The sequence below is a fragment of the Gordonia gummivorans genome, assembly GCF_022513585.1.
In the GTDB taxonomy this organism is placed as follows: Bacteria; Actinomycetota; Actinomycetes; order Mycobacteriales; family Mycobacteriaceae; genus Gordonia.
In genome coordinates, this window is record NZ_JAKWBF010000040.1 from 21,668 (window position 1) to 47,016 (window position 25,349).

19 protein-coding genes and 1 pseudogene are annotated in these 25,349 nt (G+C 66.7%); 11 read left to right on the forward strand and 9 right to left on the reverse strand.

What is annotated here, in order from left to right:
• Positions 1 to 63 precede the first annotated feature (63 nt).
• The 3 genes from purF to MKW15_RS21925 form a co-directional block, all read right to left on the reverse strand.
• A complete protein-coding gene (gene purF, locus MKW15_RS21915) occupies positions 64 to 1,644 on the reverse strand; it encodes an amidophosphoribosyltransferase (protein ID WP_240862086.1) in 1,581 nt (526 codons plus the stop codon).
• Positions 1,645 to 1,758: 114 nt separating this feature from the next.
• On the reverse strand, positions 1,759 to 2,484 hold the full coding sequence (locus MKW15_RS21920; RefSeq protein ID WP_240862088.1) for a hypothetical protein: 726 nt from the start codon (positions 2,482 to 2,484) through the stop codon (positions 1,759 to 1,761).
• Positions 2,485 to 2,604: 120 nt separating this feature from the next.
• Positions 2,605 to 2,997, reverse strand: a complete 393-nt coding sequence (locus tag MKW15_RS21925) for a sterol carrier family protein (RefSeq protein ID WP_240862090.1) — start codon at positions 2,995 to 2,997, stop codon at positions 2,605 to 2,607.
• Between the two features lie 67 nt (positions 2,998 to 3,064).
• Here MKW15_RS21925 and MKW15_RS21930 point away from each other — a divergent pair, with 67 nt between their 5' ends.
• Positions 3,065 to 4,573, forward strand: a complete 1,509-nt coding sequence (locus tag MKW15_RS21930) for a glutamate--cysteine ligase (RefSeq protein WP_240862091.1) — start codon at positions 3,065 to 3,067, stop codon at positions 4,571 to 4,573.
• Positions 4,574 to 4,710: 137 nt separating this feature from the next.
• Complete coding sequence (locus MKW15_RS21935; RefSeq protein WP_374247891.1) at positions 4,711 to 7,863, forward strand: MMPL family transporter; 3,153 nt, start codon at positions 4,711 to 4,713, stop codon at positions 7,861 to 7,863.
• Here MKW15_RS21935 and MKW15_RS24610 read toward each other — a convergent pair.
• Positions 7,859 to 8,326 (reverse strand): annotated as a pseudogene (locus MKW15_RS24610) (hypothetical protein); the annotation flags it as partial. The gene MKW15_RS21935 and the pseudogene MKW15_RS24610 sit on opposite strands and share 5 nt — an antisense overlap.
• 127 nt (positions 8,327 to 8,453) lie before the next feature.
• Positions 8,454 to 9,560, reverse strand: coding sequence for an NAD(P)H-dependent amine dehydrogenase family protein (locus MKW15_RS21945; RefSeq protein ID WP_240862095.1), 1,107 nt, complete (start codon positions 9,558 to 9,560; stop codon positions 8,454 to 8,456).
• A 68-nt stretch (positions 9,561 to 9,628) separates the two neighbouring features.
• Here MKW15_RS21945 and MKW15_RS21950 point away from each other — a divergent pair, with 68 nt between their 5' ends.
• A complete protein-coding gene (locus MKW15_RS21950; RefSeq protein WP_240862096.1) occupies positions 9,629 to 10,489 on the forward strand; it encodes a glycerophosphodiester phosphodiesterase in 861 nt (286 codons plus the stop codon).
• Between the two features lie 177 nt (positions 10,490 to 10,666).
• On the opposite strand, the gene purL is transcribed toward MKW15_RS21950, so the two are convergent.
• Positions 10,667 to 12,943, reverse strand: coding sequence for a phosphoribosylformylglycinamidine synthase subunit PurL (gene purL, locus MKW15_RS21955; protein ID WP_374247901.1), 2,277 nt, complete (start codon positions 12,941 to 12,943; stop codon positions 10,667 to 10,669).
• 176 nt (positions 12,944 to 13,119) lie between these two features.
• On the opposite strand from purL, the gene eccA reads away from it, so the two are divergent.
• The 3 genes from eccA to MKW15_RS21970 are packed head-to-tail and all read left to right on the forward strand — an operon-like array spanning position 13,120 to position 15,854.
• A complete protein-coding gene (eccA, locus tag MKW15_RS21960) occupies positions 13,120 to 14,889 on the forward strand; it encodes a type VII secretion AAA-ATPase EccA (RefSeq protein ID WP_240862100.1) in 1,770 nt (589 codons plus the stop codon).
• Between the two features lie 17 nt (positions 14,890 to 14,906).
• On the forward strand, positions 14,907 to 15,284 hold the full coding sequence (locus MKW15_RS21965) for a hypothetical protein (RefSeq protein WP_240862102.1): 378 nt from the start codon (positions 14,907 to 14,909) through the stop codon (positions 15,282 to 15,284).
• A gap of 15 nt (positions 15,285 to 15,299) precedes the next feature.
• Positions 15,300 to 15,854, forward strand: a complete 555-nt coding sequence (locus MKW15_RS21970; RefSeq protein WP_240862104.1) for a hypothetical protein — start codon at positions 15,300 to 15,302, stop codon at positions 15,852 to 15,854.
• 280 nt (positions 15,855 to 16,134) lie between these two features.
• On the opposite strand, the gene MKW15_RS21975 is transcribed toward MKW15_RS21970, so the two are convergent.
• Genes MKW15_RS21975 through cysD form a run of 3 tightly spaced genes read right to left on the reverse strand, consistent with a single transcriptional unit; the run spans position 16,135 to position 19,725 of the window.
• Positions 16,135 to 16,896: a 3'(2'),5'-bisphosphate nucleotidase CysQ gene (locus MKW15_RS21975; protein WP_240862105.1), complete on the reverse strand. Its 762-nt coding sequence runs from the start codon at positions 16,894 to 16,896 to the stop codon at positions 16,135 to 16,137.
• A 31-nt stretch (positions 16,897 to 16,927) separates the two neighbouring features.
• On the reverse strand, positions 16,928 to 18,772 hold the full coding sequence (gene cysC, locus MKW15_RS21980) for an adenylyl-sulfate kinase (protein ID WP_240862108.1): 1,845 nt from the start codon (positions 18,770 to 18,772) through the stop codon (positions 16,928 to 16,930).
• Entirely contained in the window at positions 18,772 to 19,725 is a 954-nt protein-coding gene (gene cysD / locus MKW15_RS21985) for a sulfate adenylyltransferase subunit CysD (protein WP_240862110.1), read from the reverse strand. Before cysD ends, cysC begins: the two co-directional genes overlap by 1 nt.
• A 53-nt stretch (positions 19,726 to 19,778) precedes the next feature.
• Here cysD and MKW15_RS21990 point away from each other — a divergent pair, with 53 nt between their 5' ends.
• From MKW15_RS21990 to MKW15_RS22010, 5 genes are all read left to right on the forward strand, one after another.
• Positions 19,779 to 20,696, forward strand: coding sequence for an IclR family transcriptional regulator (locus MKW15_RS21990; protein ID WP_240862112.1), 918 nt, complete (start codon positions 19,779 to 19,781; stop codon positions 20,694 to 20,696).
• 66 nt (positions 20,697 to 20,762) lie between these two features.
• Complete coding sequence (locus MKW15_RS21995) at positions 20,763 to 21,674, forward strand: enoyl-CoA hydratase (RefSeq protein WP_240862113.1); 912 nt, start codon at positions 20,763 to 20,765, stop codon at positions 21,672 to 21,674.
• Between the two features lies 1 nt (position 21,675).
• Positions 21,676 to 22,842 carry an acyl-CoA dehydrogenase family protein gene (locus tag MKW15_RS22000; RefSeq protein WP_240862119.1) on the forward strand — a complete coding sequence of 389 codons (1,167 nt, stop codon included), beginning with the start codon at positions 21,676 to 21,678 and terminating at the stop codon, positions 22,840 to 22,842.
• 4 nt (positions 22,843 to 22,846) lie between these two features.
• Positions 22,847 to 23,821: an acyl-CoA dehydrogenase gene (locus MKW15_RS22005; RefSeq protein WP_240862115.1), complete on the forward strand. Its 975-nt coding sequence runs from the start codon at positions 22,847 to 22,849 to the stop codon at positions 23,819 to 23,821.
• Positions 23,818 to 24,909 (forward strand): acyl-CoA dehydrogenase family protein, encoded by a 1,092-nt coding sequence (locus MKW15_RS22010; RefSeq protein ID WP_240862117.1) that lies wholly within the window; start codon positions 23,818 to 23,820, stop codon positions 24,907 to 24,909. The genes MKW15_RS22005 and MKW15_RS22010 overlap by 4 nt, the downstream gene beginning before the upstream one ends.
• Positions 24,910 to 25,349 lie beyond the last annotated feature (440 nt).

Below are 25,349 nucleotides of genomic sequence, written 5' to 3' on the forward strand. Positions count from 1 at the left end.
CCTGTTCTCTTGTACGCCTCGTACGGACGGCTCACACGCTACCCGAGCGCATCCTGGTGAGTGTCAGGGGCGCATGACGGCGCTGACGTTGTCGTTCTGCGCCGTCAGCGGATCGATTCGAGCGTCGCCGGCCGCGTTGGCCAGCATGTGTTCGAGCACGGCCTTGCCCATCGACGTCTCCTCGGGGAGGTCGATGGGATAGTCGCCGTCGAAGCAGGCCGCGCACAGTGCCGACGCGGGCTGGTTGGTCGCGGCGATCATCTCGTCGATGCTGATGTAACCCAACGAGTCGGCGCCGATCGCCTGACGCACACCCTCGACCATGTGCTCCTCGGAGTCCATGCCGTTGGCGATCAGCTCGGCGGGCGACGCGAAGTCGATGCCGTAGAAGCAGGGCCAACGCACCGGCGACGACGCGATTCGCACGTGAATCTCGGCCGCCCCGGCCTCGCGCAGCATCCGGATCAGAGCGCGCTGGGTGTTGCCACGCACGATCGAGTCGTCGACGACGACGAGCCGCTTACCGCGGATGACCTCTTTGAGTGGGTTGAGCTTGAGCCGGATACCGAGTTGCCGAATGGTCTGCGACGGCTGGATGAAGGTGCGGCCCACATAGGCGTTCTTCATCAGACCCTGGCCGTAGGGAATGCCGGATTCCTGCGCGAACCCGACCGCGGCGGGCGTGCCGGACTCGGGAACCGGGATCACGAGATCACCCTCGGCGGGATGTTCGCGGGCCAGGCGTCGGCCGATGTCGACTCGCGCCGAATGCACCGACCGACCATGGATGACGCTGTCGGGACGTGCCAGGTAGACGTACTCGAAGACGCAGCCGCGCGGGGTCGCGTCGGCGAAGCGGGTGCTGCGCACGCCGTCGGCGTCGATGGCGAGCAGCTCACCGGGTTCGATGTCGCGGACAAACGAGGCGCCGACGATGTCGAAGGCCGCAGTCTCGGATGCCACGACCCAGCCGCGGTCGAGGCGGCCCAGCGACAGCGGACGCACGCCGTGCGGGTCACGGGCCGCGTAGAGGGTGTGCTCGTCCATGAAGGTGAGGCAGAACGCGCCGCGCAGCGTGGGCAGCAGCTCCATCGCGGCCTGCTCGATGGTGCTGTCGGCGGCACCGTGCGCGAGCAGGGCGCCGACGATGTCGGAGTCCGACGTCGCGGCCGAACTCATCACGCCGGCGGCGCGGGCGCGGCTGGCCAGTTCCGCGGTGTTGACGAGGTTGCCGTTGTGTCCGAGGGCGACGCCGGTACCTGCGTCGGTGGTGCGGAAGATCGGTTGGGAGTTCTCCCAGGTGGTCGAGCCGGTGGTCGAGTATCGGCAGTGCCCGATGGCGACGTGGCCGACCATCGCACCAAGGTTCTGCTCGTCGAACACCTGGCTGACGAGGCCAAGATCCTTGAACACCAGCACCTGCGAGCCGTCGCCGACGGCAATACCCGCGGCTTCCTGACCACGATGCTGCAACGCATAGAGGCCGTAGTAGCTGAGTTTGGCCACATCCTCGCCCGGCGCCCACACCCCGAAGACGCCGCACTCCTCGCGCGGCTCGTTCTCCGGTTCGTCCATCGAAGCGCCCGACGGGCACTTGTGGGTAGGGGCCATCAAGTTTCGGCTGTGGATCGACAAGTCGGTCATCAACGAGCTCCCTGGGCTGCGAGATCGGGGCCAACACATCGGTGGGCTGGGAGACGTCTTGAAGTTTACGTGCCGGTAGCCATCGATTGCGAATCATGCAGCGGCGTGGGGTACTCAGTTATTCCGATCACGTCCCGCGGGGTGAGGAAACGCACCCTGGCGATGCACGATGACGCCCATCGCAGTCCGTTCGACCAGCGCGGTCCCGGGATCGGCGAACCGGTCGATGGCCCACGCGAGACGGTCGGCCGAGAACTTCGACCGCGGGACCCGCACCCGCAACGGTAGATCGGTGAGCACCTCACCCTCACGCACCGGCATGGGCGTCGACCAGGGAGGATTCGCGCCGGGCTTGACCAGGACGCCCACTTCGAAGCTGCGCGGATCGTCGCCACGCGTGAACACAATCGCCGCGATCTCGTTCCACTTGGCGAATCGCCGACGTGTCGTGACCCCTACCGCCGTCGCCGCGAGGAGTGTGCAGAAGTTCAACCCGACGAGAATCCCGATGATCGTCGGAAGAGCGAGGAGATACGCGACGCGACGGATGGGTGCGTCGCTGGGCAGCGGACCGACCAGCGTAAGCAATCCGAACAGGATCGCGTACCCGATCGGGGGCACGACCACCACACACACGACGCTCCAGCGCGAAGCGACCCGGTAGCGCGTCGCCGCGGTGGCGCGCCGACTCAGCATCGAGAATCCGACACACACCGCGACGAGCACCACGCAGCGACTTCTGATGCGCGTTCTCGCGATCGGCGCCGACGGGACTCCCAGTTCGTTGAACCACGGACCGAGTATCGGACGACGAATCCGAATCCCGCACATCGCGGTCATTCGGCCGGACGGCGACGATCGTGGAGGCGGGAAGGTCGCCTCGCGACAACCGGTGCCGAATCGGAAGACGCGAGTGCTACAGCACTCGCGTTCTCCAAATCAACTCCAGTTCTCGCCCGATCAGCTCGACAACGGCACGATCGGAAGCCAGTCGACGATGTCGCCCGCGCGATGTCCCGACACGTCGAGGAGACCCTCGGCGACGGCAAGGTCGAAGTCCAGCAGCCCGGTGGCCAGCAGCAGCCAGGTGCGTGGCGTGGTCTCGACGACGTTCGGCGGCGTCCCGCGTGTGTGGCGCGGACCCTCGATGCACTGCACCGCCACGAACGGCGGCACTCGAACCTCGACGGAATTGCCCGGAGCCACCTGCGCCAGGGTCCGCGCGGTCGTCCGCACCGCAGCGGCGATCTCCGGTCGCGACGGCTCGGGCGCATCGTCGTCGGTCAGCCACGCGCGGATCGCGAGCACCGCAGCGCGAACCTCGGCGGGGTCGACCTTCTTATGCGGTGGCACCGGGCCATCTTGCATCACCGCATCGCAAAGCCCGGTCGGAGCCTCGGTGATCGGGCAGTATTGAGCCATGGGCACCGATGTGACCTCCCAACAGTTCACCGGCGCCGACCGCGTGCGGTTTCGCCGTCAAGTTGGGCGCGGAACCGAGGCCATCGCGCGGATGCTGTCCGACGGACTTTTCACCGATCACGGCCAACCACCCGAGCCGCTGCTCGGCATGGAAGTAGAGCTCAATCTCGTCGACGAACAGATGCAGCCGGCGATGGCCAACGCCACCGTCCTCGACGCGATCGCCGACCCCGACTATCAAACAGAGTTGGGCCAGTTCAACATCGAGATCAACGTCTCGCCGCGGCCGTTCTTCGCCGACGACACGATCTCGCTCGAACAGGCCTTGCGCACGTCGCTGAACCGTGCCGAGGAACGCGCAGCACAAACCCACAACCACCTCGTGATGGTCGGCACCCTGCCCACCCTTCAGACCGAACACTTTGCCCACCAATGGATTTCGGCAAATCCACGATACGACCTGCTCAATCAGCAGATCTTCGCCGCACGCGGCGAGGACATCGAGATCGACATCGCCGGTGTGCCCCTCGGTGACCACTCCAACAGCGAACGCCTGCACACCTCCACCGATTCGATCCTTCCCGAAGCGGCCTGCACCTCTCTCCAGCTTCACTTGCGCGTGGCCCCGGAAGACTTTGCCGCGCACTGGAACGCAGCGCAGAGCATCGCCGGAATCCAGGTGGCGCTGGCCGGCAATTCACCCTTCCTGGCCGGTACCGCACTGTGGCACGAAAGCCGAATTCCGGTCTTCGAGCAGGCCACCGACACCCGGCCGCTGGAGTTGAAGAATCAGGGCGTGCGGCCGCGGGTGTGGTTCGGCGAACGCTGGATCAACACCATCTTCGACCTGTTCGAGGAGAACACCCGCTACTTCCCCGCACTGTTGCCCGTCTCCACCGACGTCGACCCACTGGCACAACTCGACAACGGCGAGATCCCGGCCCTCGACGAGCTGCGTCTGCACAACGGCACCGTCTACCGCTGGAATCGGCCCGTCTACGACGTCGTCGACGGGCAGGCGCACCTGCGCGTCGAGAACCGGGTGCTGCCCGCCGGCCCCACCGTCGTCGACATCCTCGCCAATGCCGCGTTCTACTACGGCGTCGTCCGCGGACTCGTCGAGGCCGACCGTCCCCTCTGGTCGCAGATGTCGTTCAACGCGGCGGCCGAGAACTTGCAGGCCGGGGCGAGAGCGGGCTTCGAATCACAGATCTACTGGCCCAACGTCGGATGGGTGCGCCCCGACGAGCTGACCCTGCGCCGCCTGCTGCCCCTCGCCGACGAGGGACTGCGTTCCTTCGGGGTGTCGGGTAAGGCTCGCACCCGGTACCTGTCGGTGATCGAGGGCCGATGCATCACGCGGCAGACCGGGTCGGTGTGGCAGCGCGCGGCGGTGGCCGCACGGGAGTCGGCGGGCGAGTCGCGCCATCAGGCGCTCACCGGGATGCTGCGCGACTACGTGACGCAGATGCACGAGGGCGAGCCCGTTCACACCTGGACTTCGTGACAATGTGATCTGTGCCATATTGCCGACTGCTCTGTGACCAGCACGTCAACCGATTGACCGTAACTCTTGGTAACGGTTAACGTCGCTCCACTTCGCTATGCCAACCGGCATACATAGTAGGGGTGGGGGGAATCGACGTGGCGCACGGGCAAAGCCGCACATTCACAGCTCTGGGAACGTGGACACACCGCCACGCAGGACTGATCATGTTGGGCTGGATCGCGGTCGCGGCCATCCTCAACATCGCTGTGCCACAACTCGAACGGACCGTGGCCAACAACTCCGCCGACTTCGTGCCCGACGACCTGCCGGCCAACATCAGTCTCGAACGCATGGCGTCGGACTTCGAAGTGTCCGCCTCGAACGCGGTGAGCAGCGTTGTTCTCGTCAACGAGAACGGTTTCGGCCCCGCAGACGAGCGCTACTACCGAGAACTCGTGCGCAGGCTCGTCGCCGACCACGAGGACGTCGCCTATGTTCTCGACACCTACGGGAACCCGGTCACCCGTGGCGTCGCGCTGAGCCCGGACGGAAAGGCCGTCCAGATGACCGTCGCAGCGCAGGGTTCGGTCGGCTCAACCCGCGCCCACCACAGCACGGTCGGCATCCGAGCGGTGATCGACGGCATGGCGAAGCCCGACGGCCTCGCGGTGCACTACAGCGGTCCGGCCGCGACCTTGTCCGACCTCTTCTCGGCCATCGACGTCTCCCTGCTGATCATCACCGCGGTGTCCGTCGTACTGATCACGCTGCTACTGCTGCTCGCCTATCGCGACCTCGTCACCGCACTCATCCCGCTCGCGACGATCGGCCTGTCGCTGGCGGTCGTGCGCCCGATCATCTCCGTGTTCGGCGCCGCCGGATGGATATCCATCTCGAACTTCACCGTCGCGATCATGACGGCGCTGGTGCTCGGCGCCGGCACCGATTACGCGATCTTCGCCATCTCGAGCTATCACGAGGGCCGCCGGCGCGGGTCGTCGGTCGGCGACGCCACGGCGCGCGCGGTCGGCCGCACCGCACCGATCCTCGTCGCGTCGGCCTGCACGATCGCGGCGGCGTGCACGGCGATGGCGTTCACCAAGATCGGCATGTTCACGACGGCCGGCCCACCCACGGCACTAGCGGTCGTCATCACCCTGCTGGTGTCGCTGACAGCCCCTTTCGCGTTGCTCTCACTCGCCGGGCGACGAGGATTGGCCGAGCCGCGCCGCTCGACCGAGCGCGCGTGGCGGCGGCGCGGCGCTCGCGTGATCCGCCACGCCGGCGTGTACACCACCGTCGCGTTGATCTTTCTGGCAGGCACCGCGCTGATCACCGTCACATTCCGCACCAACTGGGACGAGGCGGCCATGGCGATCTACGCCACGGACTCCAAGGATGGGTACGAGGCCGTGCGTAAGCATTTCGGCCACAACGAGATTGCACCCGAATATGTGACCGTGCGAAGCGCGCACGACCTGCGCAACACCGGCGATCTGGCGGCGCTCGAGCTGGCCGGCATCGCACTGTCCAACGTTCCACAGGTGGCCGTGGTCCGTTCCATCACCCGGCCCGACGGGCGGCCGCTCCCCGAGGCCGCCACCGGTTACCAGGCGGGTGTCATCGGCCGGCAGCTCGGCGACGCCCACCGACAGATGGTCACCGCGACGCCAGAACTACGGCGTCTGGCCGAGGGCGTGACAGCACTGTCGGCCGGGGCCGATGGCGCGACAGCACGAATGCCCGAACTCGTCGCGGGCACCACCGAGGTCGCGACGATGGCGGGCACTGTCCTCACCGGACTCGAGCACGCCGAGCACATCGTGAGCATCGCCACCGGCGGGCAGACCGTGGCCGGGTCACTTCCCGCCCTACGGACCGCACTGCGCACCGTGACCGAAGTGGTGTCCACCCTGAACACCCGCGACGCCGCCGCCGTTGCCGCACTGCGACGCCTCGGTGTGGTGTTCGATCCCGTGCTGACATCAAGACCGACGGCGCGGTGTGCGACCGATCCTCGTTGTCTGGCCGCACGATTCGCCTTCGAACAGCTCGATCGCGCGCTCGGCGGACGGGCGCGTGCCGCGTTGCAGGCGGCGGACGCGATTGCCGCGGCTCCGCCCGAAGCGCTGAATCGTGTAGCCGCCGCGCTCCCCGACCTGCGAGCCGCACTCACCACCGTCGACATTCTGATCAGACAGCTCGCTGGTCGCACACCGGCGCAGGTGCGGTCGGATCTGACCCGCCTCACCGATGGAGTGGGCGAGTTGTCGTCTGGGCTGACAGAACTCGCGGCCGGATTGCGACAGGTGAAGGCCGGAACCGACAAGACAGTGGCGTTGACCGGCCGGCTCACCGATGGACTGCGACGCGCCTCGCAGTATCTGAACACGATGGGGGCAGCCACCCACACCGGCCCCGGTGCCGGCTTCTATCTGCCGGCTGAAGCGATGCGCGATCCGCGTTTCGTCGCGGGCAGCCGACTCCTGATCTCGCCCGACGGACGCACCGCCCGATTGCTCGTGACGTGGAATGTCAACCCGTACGGCCAGGAAGCGATGCGCGCAAGTCGAGAACTCCCCGACGTGGCCCATCAGGCGTTGGCCGGCACGTCCCTGGCCGACGCTCAAGTGTCGACCACCGGTCTGGCATCGCTCTCGATGGACATGCGCGATCAGGTGATCCGGGATTTCCTGTTGTTCGCGACGGTCGCGGTCATCGCGGTGCTGCTCATCTTGATGGTGTTGCTGCGCAGCGTCCTCGCCCCGGTGCTGCTCGTCGCCACCGTGGTGCTGTCCTTCGCGTCGGCGGCCGGCATCAGCGTCCTGGTGTGGCAGCACCTGATCGGCTTCGACCTCGACTGGTCGGTGATTCCGGTGTCGTTCATGGCCGTGATCGCCGTCGGCGCGGACTACTCGATGCTGTTCGCCGCGCGGATCCGGGAGGAGTCCGCGAGAGGTGGCATGGTCCGCGGGATCATCCGCGGCTTCGGGAGCACCGGCGGGGTGATCACCACAGCCGGAATCGTGTTCGCGCTGACCATGTTTGCACTCATGAGCGGGACGGTGCTCAATCTGGTGCAGATCGGGTTCACCGTCGGCGTCGGCCTGCTCCTCGACATCGCCATCGTGCGCACTGTCCTCGTCCCGGCCGCGATGACGGTCATCGGGGAGCGCATCTGGTGGCCCGCGCTCCCACCACGAAGTACGCGCCCATCGCCTGCGCGAGCACCCGCGCACCGAGATGCAGCGACGCAGCCGTGTACACGCGCCGCCCCTCGCGGTGGGAGACCCACGCGCTCAAGGTGATCCGCTCGTGAAGGGGCACCGGGGCCAGGAAGTCCACCTCGATCCGACTCGATCTCACGTCGAGCGCATGCGGCGCCAGTGCCACCAGCAGCAACTCATCGAACAGATTCGCCACGACGCCACCCGAGGCCCACCCCGGCCGGCCGGCATGACTGTCGTTCAGCGACACCGAACCATGCAGCACGCCGTCGACCAGCTGCATCGCGATCCCGTTGTACGTCCAGTAGCCCAAGATCTTCGGAGGCTCCGCGACGGGGACGCCCTCGTCCCCGTCGGCATCGATGACGTCCAACTCGCCGGTCGTCGCAACCTCGCCGACAGCAGCTTCGTCGACGGCAGCATCATCAACGACCGCATCATCAACGACCGCGACGTCGCTGCCGGCTCCTTCGCGGCTGTCGCCACCCTTTTCTTCCGCCCCCCGGCTCTCGATCACTTCATCCCCGACAACGTCGATCAACATGAGGCGGTTCCTCCTGGCGGCAACTCTTTCCGTGGTTGACAGTGTGGATCACGGATGCAGAATTCAACCGATGATCAAACACACTGTAGAAGGAGACCACCGTCGCGAGTTTGCGAATTGAATCAATTCACAAAGCGGAACCCGCCGGCTCGACCGACGGCGCCGATACGAGTCCCCGACCCCACACCTGCGGCAGGTCGAGTGCCGTGATCAGTCCCGGCTCCGCATTCACCACGGCGGCAACCGAATTGACGAGCCGCATGGCCGTCACGATCATCCCGGACACGTTGTGGTCACCGTTTTCACCGTGGTGGGAGAACTCCACCTTCATCTGCGGTTCGCCGGAGACAATTATCCGGTAACTACCGTCGCCCTCGACCGGTTTCGGCCACTGCGGGCACTGATCGGGATGTGTGCGGGTGATGTGCTCGAGCACGACGCGGTCCACGCCGTCAACCTGCCCGACGACCTCGAAGCGCACCGCGGCCATCGTGCCCTCGGGAATCTCGACCGACACCGTCGAATAGTCACGGTCGGCTGCGGCCCGTTCGACGCGTTCGACGAGCGGCTCGTCGAGGGTCAGGTCGAGTCCGGCCGCGAGTTGCCGCACCACCGGACCCCACGCCATCGACAGCACGCCCGGCGTGAACAGCATCGGCGTCGAGTCCATCGGTTGGCCGAAACCGAAGATCGACGACATCACCACGGGCTGGTAGTAGGTCGAGTAGTCGGCGATCTCGAGACAGCGGATCTCGTCGATGCGTTGCGACAGACTCGTCATCGACAGCGGTAGAACGTCATTGGCGAAGCCGGGATCGATGCCGTTGACGTGCAGGCTGGCCCCGCCCCGGCGACCTGCGTCGTCGATCCGCAACACCATCTCCGCAGGCAGGATGCCGTGCGGGAACTGCAGGACCACCGGCCCACTCGACACGACGTTGATCCCCGACTCCAGGAAGAAGATCAGGTCCTCGATGGCCTCGAAGATCCGATCGTCGGTCATCGCGGTGTGCACGATGCAATCCGGCGCCAACGCGACCAGCGCGTCCCGGTCGTTGGTGGCGATCACCCCGAGTTCGCGACCCAACCCCGCCAACTCGCCGGCGTCGCATCCCACCTTCGCCGGGTCGGACACCCACACCCCGACGAGTTCGAGATCCGGCCGGGTGTCGATCCCGGCGATCGCATGCCTGCCCACGGTTCCGGTCGACCACTCGACCACACGAAGTGTCATGACCCCAAACTAGAACATGTTTCACTTTCTGTCTGCGTGTTGGGGACACACCACTAATGTCGACGATGATGTCCAAGACTCCCGATTCCACCCCAGCACCGCTGTTCCTCGAACGCGACGGCCACCGGACCTGGATCAAGTGGCATCGCGCCCGCAGGCGGCCCGGCGACCCGCCGTTCACCGCGTCGCGGATCGTCGAGGGCATGCGGCTCGGCGCGAGCGTCGAAGTCGACCTCGTCCTGCACGCCGACCGCGGGTACGCAATCCTGCACGATCGGACCGTCGATCACGCGACGACCGGTCGCGGCCGGGTAGCCGATCTGTCGTCCGACGAGTTGCGAGCGCTGTGCCTGCGGTCCAATCGTGGCCGTCGACTGTCGCAGCGCGTCCTGCTCCTCGAGGATCTCGCCGACCTGCTCGCCGACGTCGAGGTCGCGCCGGACGCCCTGCTGCAGCTCGATTTCAAGGAGGACGATGAAGCCTTGGATGCCGACGCCGTGCAGACCTTCGCTCGAGCGGTGGAACCCTTTGCGCGACACATGATCCTGTCCTGTGGCGATGCAGCCGCGGTGACCCGACTGACCGACGCCGCACCCGACGTTCGGGTCGGCTACGACCCGTGCCATCACGGCGCCGTCGATGCGGTGTTGGGCTCACAGGATTTCGACGGCTTCGTCGGACGCGCGGTCGCCGCGTCGCCGCGAGCCGAGATGGTGTACCTGGAGAACCGGCTCATCATCGCGGCCGACCACCTCGGCGTCGACCTGATCGGCGCGTTCCACGCGGCGGACCGAATGGTGGACGGGTACACGGTCAACCGGGTCGACCGACGATCGATCGCGTTGATCCGACGCCTCCTCGAGCTGCGCGTCGACCAGATCACCACCGACGACCCGGAGGGCGTCGTGGCGCGAGTGGGCCGCGGCTGAGGACGTTGCTCAGCCCGACTCGATCCACCGCCCGGTGTTCGGCACCATCGCCAGGATCGCGCAGGCGATGGGAAAGACCAGGCCTCCCCGCCGGCTGAGGAGCGAGGAGCCCTGGCGACGAGCCTCGAAGCCCTGGCGAGAAACCTGTGTCCGCGACCCGGCCCCGAACTCCTCGGATCAGCTGAACAGCTTCGGCAACGTACCTTCGTGAACGCCGCGCAACTCGTCGAGCGTCACCGACAAGTGATCCTGCACCTCCACCGAGTCGCTGCCCTGATCGACGACGCCGATCCGCGTCCACGGCATCCCGCGAGCATCGAGCATCCCGACGAACCGCGACTCCTCGGTGCGCGGCACGGCCACCAGCACACGGCCGGCCGATTCGGAGAACAGCCAGACGAATGGGTCAGCACCCTCGGGAAGCAGTACGCGGCAACCGGTTTCGCCAGCCAGCGCAGCCTCGACGACGGTCTGGATGAGCCCGCCCTCACTGAGGTCGTGCGCCGCGGAGATGAGACCGTCGCGCGACCCGGCGACCAGGATCTCGCTCAGCAGGCGTTCGCGCGCGAGGTCCACTTGAGGAGGCACGCCACCGAGGTGGTCGTGGGCGACCTGAGCCCAGATCGAGCCGTCGAACTCGTCTCGGGTGTCGCCGAGCAGGATCAGGGTCTCGCCCGGCTCGGTACCGATGCCGGTCGGGATGCGCCTGCGGACGTCGTCGATGATGCCGAGGACGCCGACCACCGGGGTCGGCAGGATCGCGGTCGAGCCGGTTTGGTTGTAGAAGCTCACGTTGCCGCCGGTCACCGGGATGCCGAGCGCGGCACAGCCATCGGCCAACCCGCGCACGGCCTGCTGGAACTGCCACATGACGGCGGGGTCCTCTGGCGACCCGAAGTTGAGGCAGTTGGTGACCGCCTTGGGCACCGCGCCAGACACCGCGACATTGCGATACGCCTCGGCGAGCGCGAGCTGCGCCCCGCGATACGGGTCGAGGTACGTGTAGCGGCCCGACGCGTCGGTGGCCAAAGCGATTCCACGGCCGCTGGTCTCGTCGATGCGGATCATGCCGGAGTCGGCGTGCTCGGCGAGGACCGTGTTGCCGCGAACGTAGCGGTCGTACTGCTCGGTGATGAACTTGCGGCTGCACAGCGCCGGCGAGGCCAGCATCCTCAGCAGCGTGTCCCGCAACTCGTCCGACGTGCTCGGCCGCGTCAACGACGCCGAACTCGACGCGATCACGGCGTCCTGCCACTCCGGCCGTTCGACCGGCCGCTCGTACACCGGGCCGTCGTGCGCGATGGTGCGCGGCGGGGCGTCGACGACGGTCTCGCCGTTCCAGGTGATGACGAGATGGTCGCCGTCGGTGACCTCACCGATCACCGTGGCCAGCACATCCCACTTGCGGCAGACGTCGAGGAAAGCGTCCACGTTCTCGGGCGTCACCACCGCGCACATGCGTTCCTGCGACTCGCTGGAAAGCACCTCGGCAGGCGTCATCCCGACCGCCCGCATCGGCACCTTCTCCAGGTCGATGTGCATGCCACCATCGCCCGCAGCGGCGAGTTCCGAAGTGGCACAGGACAATCCGGCACCGCCGAGATCCTGGATGCCGACCACCAGACCGGCGTGGTAGAGCTCGAGACAGCACTCGATGAGCACCTTCTCGGTGAACGGGTCGCCCACCTGCACCGACGGGAGCTTCTTGCGGTTCGGTCCGGAGGATTCCCCGTCGTCGTCGAAGGTCTCCGACGCCAGCACCGACACCCCACCGATGCCGTCGAGGCCGGTGCGCGCGCCGAACAGGATGATCTTGTTGCCGGCACCGGAGGCGAACGCCAGATGCAGATCCTCGGTCCGCAGCACCCCGGCACACAGCGCGTTCACGAGCGGGTTGCCCGCGTAGCTGGCGTCGAAGACGGTCTCGCCACCCACGTTGGGCAGGCCGAGCGAGTTGCCGTAGCCGCCCACGCCGCGCACCACACCGTCGAGCACTCGCCGCGTGTCGGGGGCGTCGGCAGGGCCGAAGCGCAGCTGATCCATCACCGCGATCGGACGTGCGCCCATCGCCATGATGTCGCGCACGATGCCGCCGACACCGGTCGCCGCCCCCTGGTACGGCTCGACGTAGCTGGGGTGGTTGTGCGACTCGACCTTGAAGGTGACCGCCCACCCGTCACCCACGTCGACGACACCGGCGTTCTCGCCGATGCCGGCGAGCATGCTCGCTTTCATCTCGTCGGTGGTGGTCTCGCCGAAGTAGCGCAGATGCACCTTGGACGACTTGTAGCTGCAGTGCTCCGACCACATCACCGAGTACATGGCCAGCTCGGCGTCGGTCGGCCGGCGGCCCAGGATCTCGCGAATCCGGGCGTACTCGTCGTCCTTCAGACCGAGTTCGCGGAAGGGCTGCGGTTGGTCCGGGGTTTGGGCTGCGGTCGCGACGGTGTCCACTGTGTGGTGGGAACTGGAGCTCACGAACCAAGTCTATGTGGGCATGCCAAATCGGACCCATTTGGCGCGAGGCGAGCGGGCGGTGCACTACATCACCGTCGTGTGCGTTCCAGGCGATAATCTGTTGCGCGGGCAGGTAGGAGTCGCGTCACCGCGACGGCAGGCAGGGGGGGCCGATGGCCGACATCCGTAAGGCGAGGGCGCTGTTCGAACTCGGTGTGCTCTCGCTCGACATCCCCCTCGAAGGTCAGGAGTCGGTGCACAACCCGGCGCAGGCGGCCAAGGCGTTCACCCGTGCCAGCGAGTGGGATCCCGAGCAGGGAGACGCCTGGATAGGCCGTCTGGCCTGCGGGGATGCCAGTGACGAGGTGCTGTTGGGGCTCTACCGGTCCCGCCATTCGATCGGCGCCGAGCAGCGTCGGCTCGGACTACCACCCCGCACCCTGGTCGGCCGCTTCTACACCGGGATGTTCATCGACTACCCGGTGTCCGACCCGATCGAGGCCGCCGCCGCCTACGCGAGCAGCCTCATCCGCGGACGCGACCACACCGGCGCCGAGCAGGTGCTCGACGAGGTCGCGGCCCAACCCGTCGCGATCGTCGAGTTCATCCGAGGAGTACTCCACTTCAGCACTCAGCGGTGGCCCGACGTGCTCGCCGCTCTGACGGGTGCGCCGCGGTGGGGCGACACCTACATGCAAGCGGTGGCCGATTACCTCGCCGGCAGCGCGTGCATCCAGCTGGGCATGCTCGGCGAAGGCATGCGTCGGCTCAAGAACGCGATCGACGGTCCGATCCCGGCGTGCACCACCCGCGCGATGTACGCCTACGGGCTCGCGTTGCGCGAGCAGGGCCACGAGGACGAGGCCCGCGCGACCTTCGAGCAGGTCTTCGCCCGCGACCCCTCGCTGACCGCGGCCGGCGAGGCACTTCGCTCGCCGAGCATCCGCCTGCGCGTCACCACTCCGGAATCCATCGCCGAGCGCACCGACCGCTGGGACCCGTCGTCGGCGCCGGGCAGCGAGTCCACGGGCGCCGACGGTTCGCCCACGCCCGACGCGATGGTCACCGACGCGCAGCGCGAACTGTCCGAGCAGATCGGGCTCGAGTCGGTCAAGCAGCAGGTCGCCAAACTGCAGTCGGCGTCGATGCTGGCTCGCGTCCGCGCCGACCGCGGGCTGTCGACGTCCGCGCGGAGCCTGCACCTCGCCTTCACCGGGCCGCCCGGAACCGGCAAGACCACCATCGCGCGCATCGTCGCCAAGATCTATTGCGGCCTCGGTTTCATCAAGTCCGACCGGGTCGTCGAGGCGACGCGGCGCGACATGGTCGGTGAGCACCTGGGTAGCACGGCGATCAAGACGTCGGCGCTGATCGATTCGGCGATGGACGGTGTGCTGTTCATCGACGAGGCATACACACTGATCCAGCAGGGACTGTCGGGTGGCGACGCGTTCGGCCGGGAGGCGGTCGACACCCTGCTCGCGCGGATGGAGGACGACCGCGACCGTCTCGTCGTGATCATCGCGGGCTACGACGCGGAGATCGACCGCTTCCTGGCGGCCAACGACGGTCTGTCGTCCCGGTTCGCGCGGCGCGTCCGGTTCGACTCCTACACGCCCGACGAACTGGCCCGGATCGGTGAGTTCATCGCCACGCGACGCGACTCGGCGCTCACCCCGGAAGCGGTCGTGGAGATCGAAAAGGCCTGCACCCCTCTGTATCACGACATCCGAACCGAGGGCGGCACCATACGGCGAGCCAGCGACCTGGCCGGCAACGGGCGATTCATCCGCAACATCATCGAAGCCGCCGAGGAGGAGCGCGAGTACCGACTCTCGACTGCACCGGACATCAATTCGTTGTCACAGGACGACCTCATGCGCATCGAGTCCTGCGACGTGCAGGCCGCGCTGTCGGGCGTATTGTCGGGACTCAACCGTTGACGAGAGACGAGGTGTGGATGTTCGAGCGCACGGTTCGACGACGATTGATCTTCGTGGTCGCGTTGTTCGCATCGCTCGGCCTGGTTCTCACGTCGTGCTCGTCGGACTCCGACGACACCGCCGGCACATCGCAGTCGGTACCGGCGTCGTCGATCCCCGGACTGCCGATCACCACCGGTGACCTGCCGACGGTTGATGCCCCCGCGAACTCGAAGTCGATGACGTGCCGCGAGTACCGCGGTCTCGACGAGGCCACGCGGGTCGCCGTCGTCAAAGAACTCGGGGTCAAGCAGAATCAACGCCTGGTCGCCGGCGTCGTGGCCACTATGTGTTTGAACCTGCCCGACGACACGGTCGCCGGCATCATCGAACGACTGCCCGAAGTCGCGCGGTGACGGAGGGATTCGATCGTGTCCCAAGATGATTCACAGGCTCCACGCAAGACACTTCTGCACGGTCCGCTGTTCTCACGCAACAACCCGCTGGACCGCGAGAGCGCCGCTGCCCGGATCAGCGCCTACATCTACGGCAACATCCTGATCCTCGCCGCGATCATCCCTATCGATCCAGAACGCGAGAAGTTCGGTGTGCTTGTGCTTCTCGGCACGGCGGCGTCGACCTTCCTGGCCCACGTCTTCGCCGAGACACTCGGCCGGCAGGTGTTGGACGGGTCCGAACACACCACACCCCGGTCCGTCCTCCACCATCTGCGCAACTCGGTGCCGATCCTCACCTCGGCGGTGCTCCCCTGCCTGATACTGGTTGCGGGACTGCTGGATTGGCTCGAACCCCGCACCGCGCAACTCGTTGCCGAGGTGGTGATCCTGGCCCGTATCGCCGGCACGGTGTTCGTCATCGACCGCCTCAACGGCGAACGTCCGTCGCGCGCAACCCTCGGAGGCGCGATCGCCGTCCTGATTCTGGCCACCGCCGTGGTCGGCATCAAGGTGATCCTCACCCACTGACGCGCACCCGTTGACCGTTCAGACGCAACAATCTTCGAACGCACCGACTCGGAGACCGCCCTCCGCTCCCCGAGCCAGGGTGAAGATTTCGGCGCGCGGACTCGAATAGTTCCCTCCGCTCCCTGAGGTGCTCGAGGCGCTAGCCGAGAGCCTCTAAGGGCAGGTGAGACACAGCAATTGGGCGACCACGCACAAACAGTCACCAGGCCTTCGAGGCTCCTCGCACGGGCTCGTCGCACCTCAGGCAGCGGAGGTTGGCTTCGTTTCCACGGAACCAGGCTCAGGCGTGGGCGGAGGTCACCTTGATGATCGTCTCGGTCAGCTCCGGTCGGCAGATGACGAGATCCGGTAGGTAGGTGTCGTCGCGGTTGTAGACCAGCTCGGAGCCGTCGATCCGACCGCACCACAGACCTTTTGCGCGCGCGACCGCGACCGGCGCCGCCGAGTCCCACTCGTACTGCCCGCCCGCGTGTACGTAGGCGTCGGCCTCGCCGCGCACCACCGCCATCGCCTTGGCTCCGGCCGATCCCATCGAGAGCACCTCGCCGCCCAGCGCATCGGCGACATCCTGGGAGAACACCGGCGGCCGCGATCCGCTCACCACAACCCGCACGCGCTCGCCCTTCGGCTCTGCGGCCAACCCGGCCACAGGGGCGATCGGGGACGCATCGTCGACGTAGGTCACGCCCAGCGCGGGCAAGGCAACCGCGCCGACGATCAGCCCCGTGTCCGACGACCACAGCGCCACGTGGACAGCCCAGTCCGACCGGCCTTCGGTGCCGTACTCGCGGGTGCCGTCCACGGGGTCGACGATCCAGACCCGGGGCGCCGACAATCGCGACTTGTCGTCGGCCGACTCCTCGGACAGCACTGCATCATCCGGCCGCTCGGCGCGTAGGCGGTCGAGCAGATAGTCGTTGGAACGCAGGTCACCCGCGCGGCCGAGCTCTTTGCCGCTCAGTCCGCTGTTGGCCCGGACGTCGATCAGCAACTCACCGGCAGCGGTGGCCAGATCACCGGCGAGGGAACGGTCGTCGGTCACGTGTCGCCTTCCTTACTCATCATGTGGAGATCTACAGCCCCAGGCTACGGAGCACGGCGTCGGCGGCCTCGGTCGGCTGACCGTCGTCCGGCGTCACGACGATGTCGGCGTGTTCGGGACGCTCGTAAGGCGAGTCGATCCCGGTGAACTGGCTGATCTCACCACGACGCGCCTTGGCGTACAAGCCTTTCGGATCACGCTGCTCACAAACCTCGAGCGGGGTGTCGACGAAGACCTCGAAGAACGGCAGTCCCCTCTCGGCGTGGATCTCCCGGGCACGTTCGCGTTCGTCGGTGAACGGCGAGATGAGCGAGACGATCGCCACCGCACCCGAATCGGCGAACAGCGCGGCAACCTCGCTGGTCCGACGGATGTTCTCACGGCGATCGTCGTCGGAGAAGCCCAGATCCGAATTCAGGCCGTGCCGCAGGTTGTCGCCGTCCATCAGGTAGGCGTGCCGACCCTCCGCGACAAACCGACGCTCGAGTTCGACAGCGAGCGACGACTTCCCCGACCCCGACAGGCCGGTCAGCCAGATGGTCGCACCGCGATGTGTCCGTTGCTCGCGAGATACCTTGCTGGACTGCCACACCACGTGACTGTCGCGTCGGACCGGCGCGGTGATCATGCCTGCGCCCACCGTCTTGTTGGAGGCCTCGTCGATCAGGATGAAGCTACCGGTCTCCCGGTTGCGGCCGTAGGCATCGAACATCACCGGTTCCTGCGTGTGCACCGACAGTCGAGCGATCTCGTTGAGCTGCAACGACTCCGCGCTCTCGTCCCGATGCAGCGTGTTCACGTCCAGCCGGTAGTTGAACCCGGAGATCTGGGCACGGGTCAGACGAGTGCCGCACATGAGCTGGTACCGGTTGCCGACACGCAGTTCGGTGTCGTCGGCGAACCAGCAGACCATCGCGTCTAGATCCCGGCCGACGTAGGGACGGTTGTTGGGCCGGGCCAGCATGTCACCGCGGACGATGTCGATCTCGTCGGCGAGTTCGACAGACACGGCCATGGACGCGAACGCCTCGTCCACCCGTGCTCCGCCGGGGGCCCAGAGGTCGGTGATGGTGGTGGAGAATCCACCCGGCAGCACCACGACTTCGTCTCCGCGAGAGAAGATTCCACCGGCGACGGTCCCCGCGTAGGCACGATGGTCGGTGCCGTCGGCGGTTTGCGGGCGAATCACATACTGCACCGACAGCCGCGCATCGATGAGATTGCGGTCCGACGCGATGTACACGTTCTCCAGATGGCTCAGCAGCGGCCGGCCCTCGTACCAGCCCATGTTCACCGACGCCTCGACCACGTTGTCGCCGCGCAGCGCCGACAGCGGGATGAAGGTCAGGTCCGACACATTCAACTTGGCGGCGAAATCGACGAATTCTGTGCAGATCTCGTCGAACCGTTGCTGCGACCAGTCCACCAGGTCCATCTTGTTGACGCAGACCGTCAGGTGCGGGATACCCAACAGGGACGAGAGAAACGCATGCCGCTTGGTCTGTTCGAGCACACCCTTGCGGGCGTCGATGAGGATCATCGCGAGGTCGGCGGTCGACGCACCGGTCACCATGTTGCGCGTGTACTGCACATGCCCCGGCGTGTCGGCGATGATGAACTTCCGCTTGGGCGTGGAGAAGTACCGATACGCGACATCGATGGTGATGCCTTGCTCGCGCTCTGCGCGAAGACCGTCAGTGAGCAGCGCGAGGTTGGCGTATTCGTCGCCGCGTTCCGCGCTCGTACGTTCGATGGACTCGAGCTGATCGGTGAAAATCGACTTGGAGTCGAACAGAAGCCGGCCGATCAGCGTCGACTTGCCGTCGTCGACCGAGCCGGCGGTTGCCAGCCGCAGCATCTCTGTGATGGGCGGCATCAGAAGTAGCCTTCCTTCTTGCGATCCTCCATGCCGGACTCCGAGATTCGATCGTCGGCGCGGGTGGCACCGCGCTCGGTCAGGCGGGTCGCCTCCACCTCGGCGATGACGGCCTCGACGGTGTCGGCGGTCGAGAGCACACACCCGGTGCAGGTGGCGTCGCCGACGGTGCGGAAACGGACCGTCTCCACGTGACTTGTCTCGTCTGGAAACTGTTCGAGGAAGCGGGTTTTCGCCAGCAACATGCCGTCGCGCGGAATCACTTCACGCTGATGTGCGTAGTAAATCGGTGGCAGTTCGATGGATTCGTCGGCGATGTAGCTCCAGATGTCGAGCTCGGTCCAGTTGGACAGCGGGAAGACCCGGATGTGTTCGCCGCGATTGTGCCTGCCGTTGTACAGATTCCAGAGTTCGGGCCGCTGCGCGCGCGGATTCCACGCACCGAACTCGTCGCGAAAGCTGAACACCCGCTCCTTGGCCCGCGCCTTCTCCTCGTCGCGGCGCGCGCCCCCGAACACCGCGTCGAATCTGTTCTCGGTGATGCCCCGCAGCAACGCGGTGGTCTGCAGTCTGTTTCGGCTGGCGCCCGGGCCGGTGGCCTCGACCACTCGCCCGGCGTCGATGTCGTCCTGCACCGAACTGACGATGAGGCGCACCCCGGTGTCGGCGACGACGCGGTCGCGGTACTCGATCACCTCGTCGAAGTTGTGCCCGGTGTCGACATGCATCAGCGGGAACGGGATCGGCGCCGGCCAGAACGCCTTGCGCGCCAGGTGGAACATCACCACCGAGTCCTTGCCGCCGGAGAAGAGCAGCACCGGACGCTCAAACGTGGCGGCCACCTCGCGAAAGATGTGCACCGACTCGGCCTCGAGCGCCTCGAGATGGGAGAGCTCGTAACCATGCGGGTGCGACGCGGAAGACGTCGAGTCCTCGCCCACCGAGGGTCCCATCGGCGCAACCCCTTCCCTTGACTGTCGAATATTCGACGGTCAGTATTGACTATGTGACACACACAGTAGGCGACCCCGCCGAGCAGGGTCAACAGCCCCGCTCGCCGTCGCCTCCGACCGCTCGCGTGATGCGTGTCGTCGAACTACTCGTGCGATCCGCGCCCGACACACTCACGCTGGCACAGATTGTCCGCCTCACCGGCCAATCCCGCGCGACCGCGCACGCCGTCGCGTCGGAGATGGTCGATCGCGGTTGGGCGACCCGACATCCCAGGACCGGCGAGTTCGGACTCGGCCCCGCGTTCGTGGCCCTCGCCCGCACCGCACAGAGCACCGACCTCCTCGGCCAGTGGGCAGGCCCGGCCGTCCGGAACTTCGCCGACGAACACGGGATGCCATGCTTCTTGGCCCGGCGCATCGACGCCGAGACGATCTCCGTCGTCGAACACGCTCTGCCCGACGATGGGTCGTCGCGCCTCGACCCGGCCGCCTCCTGGTTCCGCCCCGGTCGTCGAATCCGGTTACGTCCACCCATCTGTCGCGAGTTCATCGCGTGGTCGAGTCCGACCGACCGGACACAATGGATCGAACAGGCCCCGGCGTCGGTGCGTACCCGTCTGGCCATCGTGCTCGACGAGATCCGCGAACGCGGCTATTCCATCGAGCGCCTGACCCCCGACCACATCGCAATGATCGACGCACTGAGTTCGCTCGACGGCGTCTCGGATTCGCTGCGCTCCCGCGTCGGCGATCTGCTCAGCGAACTCGGCGACATCGACTACCTCGACACCGAGTTGTCCGACGACACCGAGCACGGCGTCGTCACCCTCGGCACACCGGTCTTCGACGCCGGCGGCACGGTCGTGGCATCCCTCGTCGCCTGTCCCGGCGGTGTGAAAACTGGGTATGAACTGCGCGAACTCGCCGAATCGGCCGTGCGGGCCGCCAAATGGGTCAGCACGCACCTGTGATCGACGCCGCGTTCGACTCCGACCAGACCCTACCAACCAAGCACTTGCTAGGTTACGCTCGGAGGCATGAGCGACGCGGTGATTCCCCCTGCCCTGCGCCCCGACGAACTCGGGCCGGACACCACCCCGGTGGCCTATGAGACCGGCGGACCCGATGGTGCCGTCGCGTACGTGACGCTCAACCGGCCCGAGTACCGCAACGCCCAGAACTCGGTGATGACCTATTCGTTGGACTCCGCGTTCCGCCGGGCGGTCGACGACAAGGCCGTCAAGGTCATCGTGCTTCGCGCCAACGGCAAGCACTTCTCGGCGGGCCACGACATCGGCACACCGGAACGCGACTTCGACACCTACTACGACAACGTCGCCACCCTGTACTGGGACCACACCGACCGATCGGGCGCCGACCAGCGGCTCGCGCGTGAGATGGAGGTGTACATGGGTATGTGCCGTAGGTGGCGGGAGATGCCCAAGCCGGTCATCGCGCAGGTGCACGGCGCCTGCATCGCGGGCGGACTCATGCTCGCCTGGATCTGCGACTTCATCGTCGCCTCCGACGACGCCTTCTTCTCCGACCCGGTCGCCCGCATGGGCATTCCCGGCGTCGAGTATTTCGCGCACGCCTACGCGCTCGGTACCCGACGCGCCAAAGAGATCCTGTTCACCGGCGAACGCTTCACCGCGGCACAGGCCGCCGAGTGGGGCATGGTCAATCACGTTGTGCCGCGCGACGAACTCGCCACCAAGGTCGACGCCATCGCCGAGCAGATCGCGGCGATGCCGATCCAGGGCCTCATGCTCAGCAAGAAGGCGGTCAACATCTGCGAGGACCAGATGGGGCTGCGCAACGCGATGGATTCGGTGTTCGGCTGGCACCACTTCGCGCATGCCGCCAACGCCGAGGACGGTGGGGATTCGCTGGGCGGCATGGACGCCAAGTCGATGAAGGCGTCAAGCGCCAATGGGACGGGCCGCTGACATGGATCTGCTGTTCGACGCGGCGGCCGAGAAGTTCCGCCACGAGGTACGCACCTGGCTGGCCGAACATGTTCCGGCTCAGCCCCTTCCATCGATGGACACCGCCGACGGATTCGAGGCGCACCGCGAATGGGAGCGGACCATGGCCGCCGACCGAATGTCGGTGGTGAGTTGGCCGGAAGAGTACGGCGGGCGCGACGTCCCGCTGCTGCACTGGGTCATCTTCGAGGAGGAGTACTACCGGTCCGGCGCGCCGGGCCGCGTCAGCCAGAACGGAATCTTCCTCTTGGCACCAACACTTTTCGAACACGCTCATCCCGACCAGCTGGCCCGGATCATGCCGCGGATGGCCCGTGCGGACGACATCTGGGGTCAGGCGTGGAGCGAGCCGGAGGCGGGCAGCGACCTCGCGTCGCTCCGGTCGACGGCCACCCGCACCGACGGCGGCTGGCTGCTCAACGGCCAGAAAACGTGGAGTTCGCGGTCGAGCTTCGCCGACTGGGCCTTCGGCCTGTTCCGCACCGACAGGGCCGCACAACGGCATAAAGGGTTGACCTACTTCATGTTCGACCTGCGGGCTCCCGGGGTGACGGTGCGCCCCATCGCGCAGCTCGACGGCGAGGCGGGTTTCGCGGAACTGTTCCTCGAAGACGTCTTCGTCCCCGACGACCCGGCCGACCCCGGCGCGTCGGGCGTGATCGGTACGGTCGACAACGGCTGGCGGGTGGCGATGAGCACGGCGGCCAACGAGCGTGGCCTGTCGCTACGCTCCCCCGGCCGGTTCCTGGCCACCACCGACCGACTCGTGAAGCTGTGGAAGGAAGCACGCGACGACGTCCCCACGACCGCGAATGTCGATGCCCACGTAGCCGACGCCTGGATCGGTTCGCGCGCTTACGAATTGTCCACCTATCAGACGGTGAGCCGCCTCGCCGCCGGTGGCCAGTTGGGCATGGAGTCGTCGATCAACAAGGTCTTCTGGTCCCAGTGGGACATCGCCGCGCACGAGACCGCGTTGGATCTGCAGGGTGCGACCGCCGAACTCGACGACCCCTGGATGGACGGCTACCTGTTCTCGCTATCCGGACCGATCTATGCCGGCACCAACGAGATTCAGCGCAATGTGATCGCGGAACGGCTGCTCGGACTGCCCCGCGGAGATCGGTGAGACGATGGAATTCCTGCTCTCGGACATACACGACGACCTCGCGTCGACCATCGACGCAATCCTCACCAAGGCCGACATGCCCGCGGCGGCCCGCGCCTGGGCGGCCGGTGATCGGGGCGCCGCGTCGGCGGTCTACGCTCAACTCGCCGACACCGGCATCTGTGGCCTCCTCATCGACGAGTCACACGGCGGATCGAGCGCCGGCGCGATCGAGATGGTCGTCGCCGTCGAACAACTCGGCAAACACTGCGTCCCCGGACCAATCGCGGAAAGTATTGCAGTACTTCCCGTTCTACTCCGGGATGCCGGTCACACCGAGCGTCTGACCGCCCTGGCGGCGGGCCGCGGCGCCACGTGCGCGATCGCACCCCTGGCACTGCTGGCCGCCGATGCCGATGCCGTGGACGATCGGTACGTGGTCACCGACGGCGTGCTGGCGATCGGACACATCGAGGAGACCCTACGGTCGGTCGACCCCACCCGGACCCTCTCTCGAGTGACCGCCGGTGAGGTTCTCGCCGAGAGCGTCGATGCCACCGATGCGGTCGACGCCGGCGTCCTGGCGACCGCGGCCCAACTCCTCGGCCTCGGACAGGCCATGCTCGCGATTGCCGCCGAGTATGCGCAGGCGCGCAAGCAATTCGGCCGGCCGATCGGATCGTTCCAGGCCGTCAAGCATCACCTTGCCGACGTCGCGATCGCGCTCGAGATGGCCCGTCCGCTGGTGCATGCGGCGGCTCTCGGCATCGACGGTCAGGTGCCCGAGGACACCGACGTACGACGCGACATCGCGGCTGCCAAGGTTGCCACGGCCGACGCGGCCCATCTCGCTGCACGCCGGTCGCTGCAGGTCCTCGGCGCGATCGGCTACACCGCGGAGCATGATCTGTCGTTGTACATCACCAAGACTCGCGCATTGCTGAGTTCGTGGGGCACACCGGCTGTCCATCGGAACGCGATCCTGGAGACGCTGCGATGACCATCGAGGCGGTTTCGGCCGAAGAGCGCGATGCCCTGGCCACCGCGGTCCGTGACCTGTGCAAGCGGCGTGGGGACTCGGCCTCGGTGCGTGCTGCGATGGGTTCGACACCTCGCTCCGACCGCGACCTGTGGCGCACCCTGTGCAGCGAGATCGGTGTGGCCGCGTTGCCCGTTCCGGAGGAATTCGGCGGAGCTGGAGCGACTTTCGTCGAGAGCGCCGCGGTACTGGAAGAACTGGGCGCCGCACTGAGTCCCGTTCCCGTGTTCGGGTCCGCCGTTCTCGCCACCGCGGCCATTCTGATCGCGGACGACGACGACACCTCCAAACGCCTGCTGCCCGACCTGGCCTCCGGCGAGCGGGTGGCCGCATTGTGCTGGGCAGGCGAAACAGGCTGGGACCGGCCCAGCGTGCGGGCGGATGCCGGTTTGCTGACCGGGACAGCCCACTTCGTGATCGACGGCGAAGTCGCCGACACGCTGGTGGTGCTTGCCTCCAGCGGGGAGGGCGTGACGCTCCACGAAGTGGACGCCACCTCCGACGGAGTCACGGTGACGCCGCTGCCCACCATGGACCCCACCAGGCCGTTGAGTTCGGTGCACTTCGACGAGGTTTCGGCGACGACCATCCCGGCACCCGCCGATCTCGCACACCGATTGCGGTCGCTTGCCTGGGCCCTCCTGTCGGCCGAACAGGTCGGCGGCGCGCAGGCGGCCCTGGATCTGACCGTCGAATACACCAAGTCCCGCAAGCAATTCGGACGCACCATCGGTTCCTTCCAGGCCCTCAAACACCGCATGGCCGACATGTACGTGCTGGTCGAGACCACACGGTCGATCTCCCGTGCCGCAGTGTCCGCTCTGGTGGCCGGCGATCCGGATGGCGATGAGCTTGCCCTCGCCGCACATGTCTACTGCTCCGAGGCCTTCCGTACCGTGACCGGGGACGCGATCCAATTGCACGGTGGCATCGGCATCACCTGGGAACACGACATCCAGCTGTATTTCAAACGCGCACACGGCAGTGCGCAGTTGTTCGGGGCGCCCCATCGCGCCGTGGGAGAAGCAGTGGCAGCGTTGCGCGGTTGATCCTGGCGAGTCACCACCCCCGCTGCTCGAGCGACTCCGAGCCGCCAGGCTAGGCGTCATGTCGAGACCACCGACAAAGTGCACATTGCACGTGGCTTCGCTGCCACGTACAGATTTCGACACAAAGGGCGGGCCCTGTTGACGTCGTGAAGTCCGTCACCGAAACCGCACATGTGGTCAGAAACCGCGGCCATGGCCGGAACCCGTATACGCGCATACGGTTTCTGACCGGACACGCGGTTTCTGCGTTCGCTTCACGCCGACGCGCACCGGGTGACCACCCATCCGTCGGCCACGACACTCCCGCGGCCTACCGCAACGGCCCTTGGAGGTGGACGAGGTAGTTGTGCCGTCTGGACCGAAAGAATCTAGGGGAAGAAGATTCGTCCCCTACCTTTGGTGTCTTCCCCGCGAAATTGCTGAGGGACGACTCCAGACCT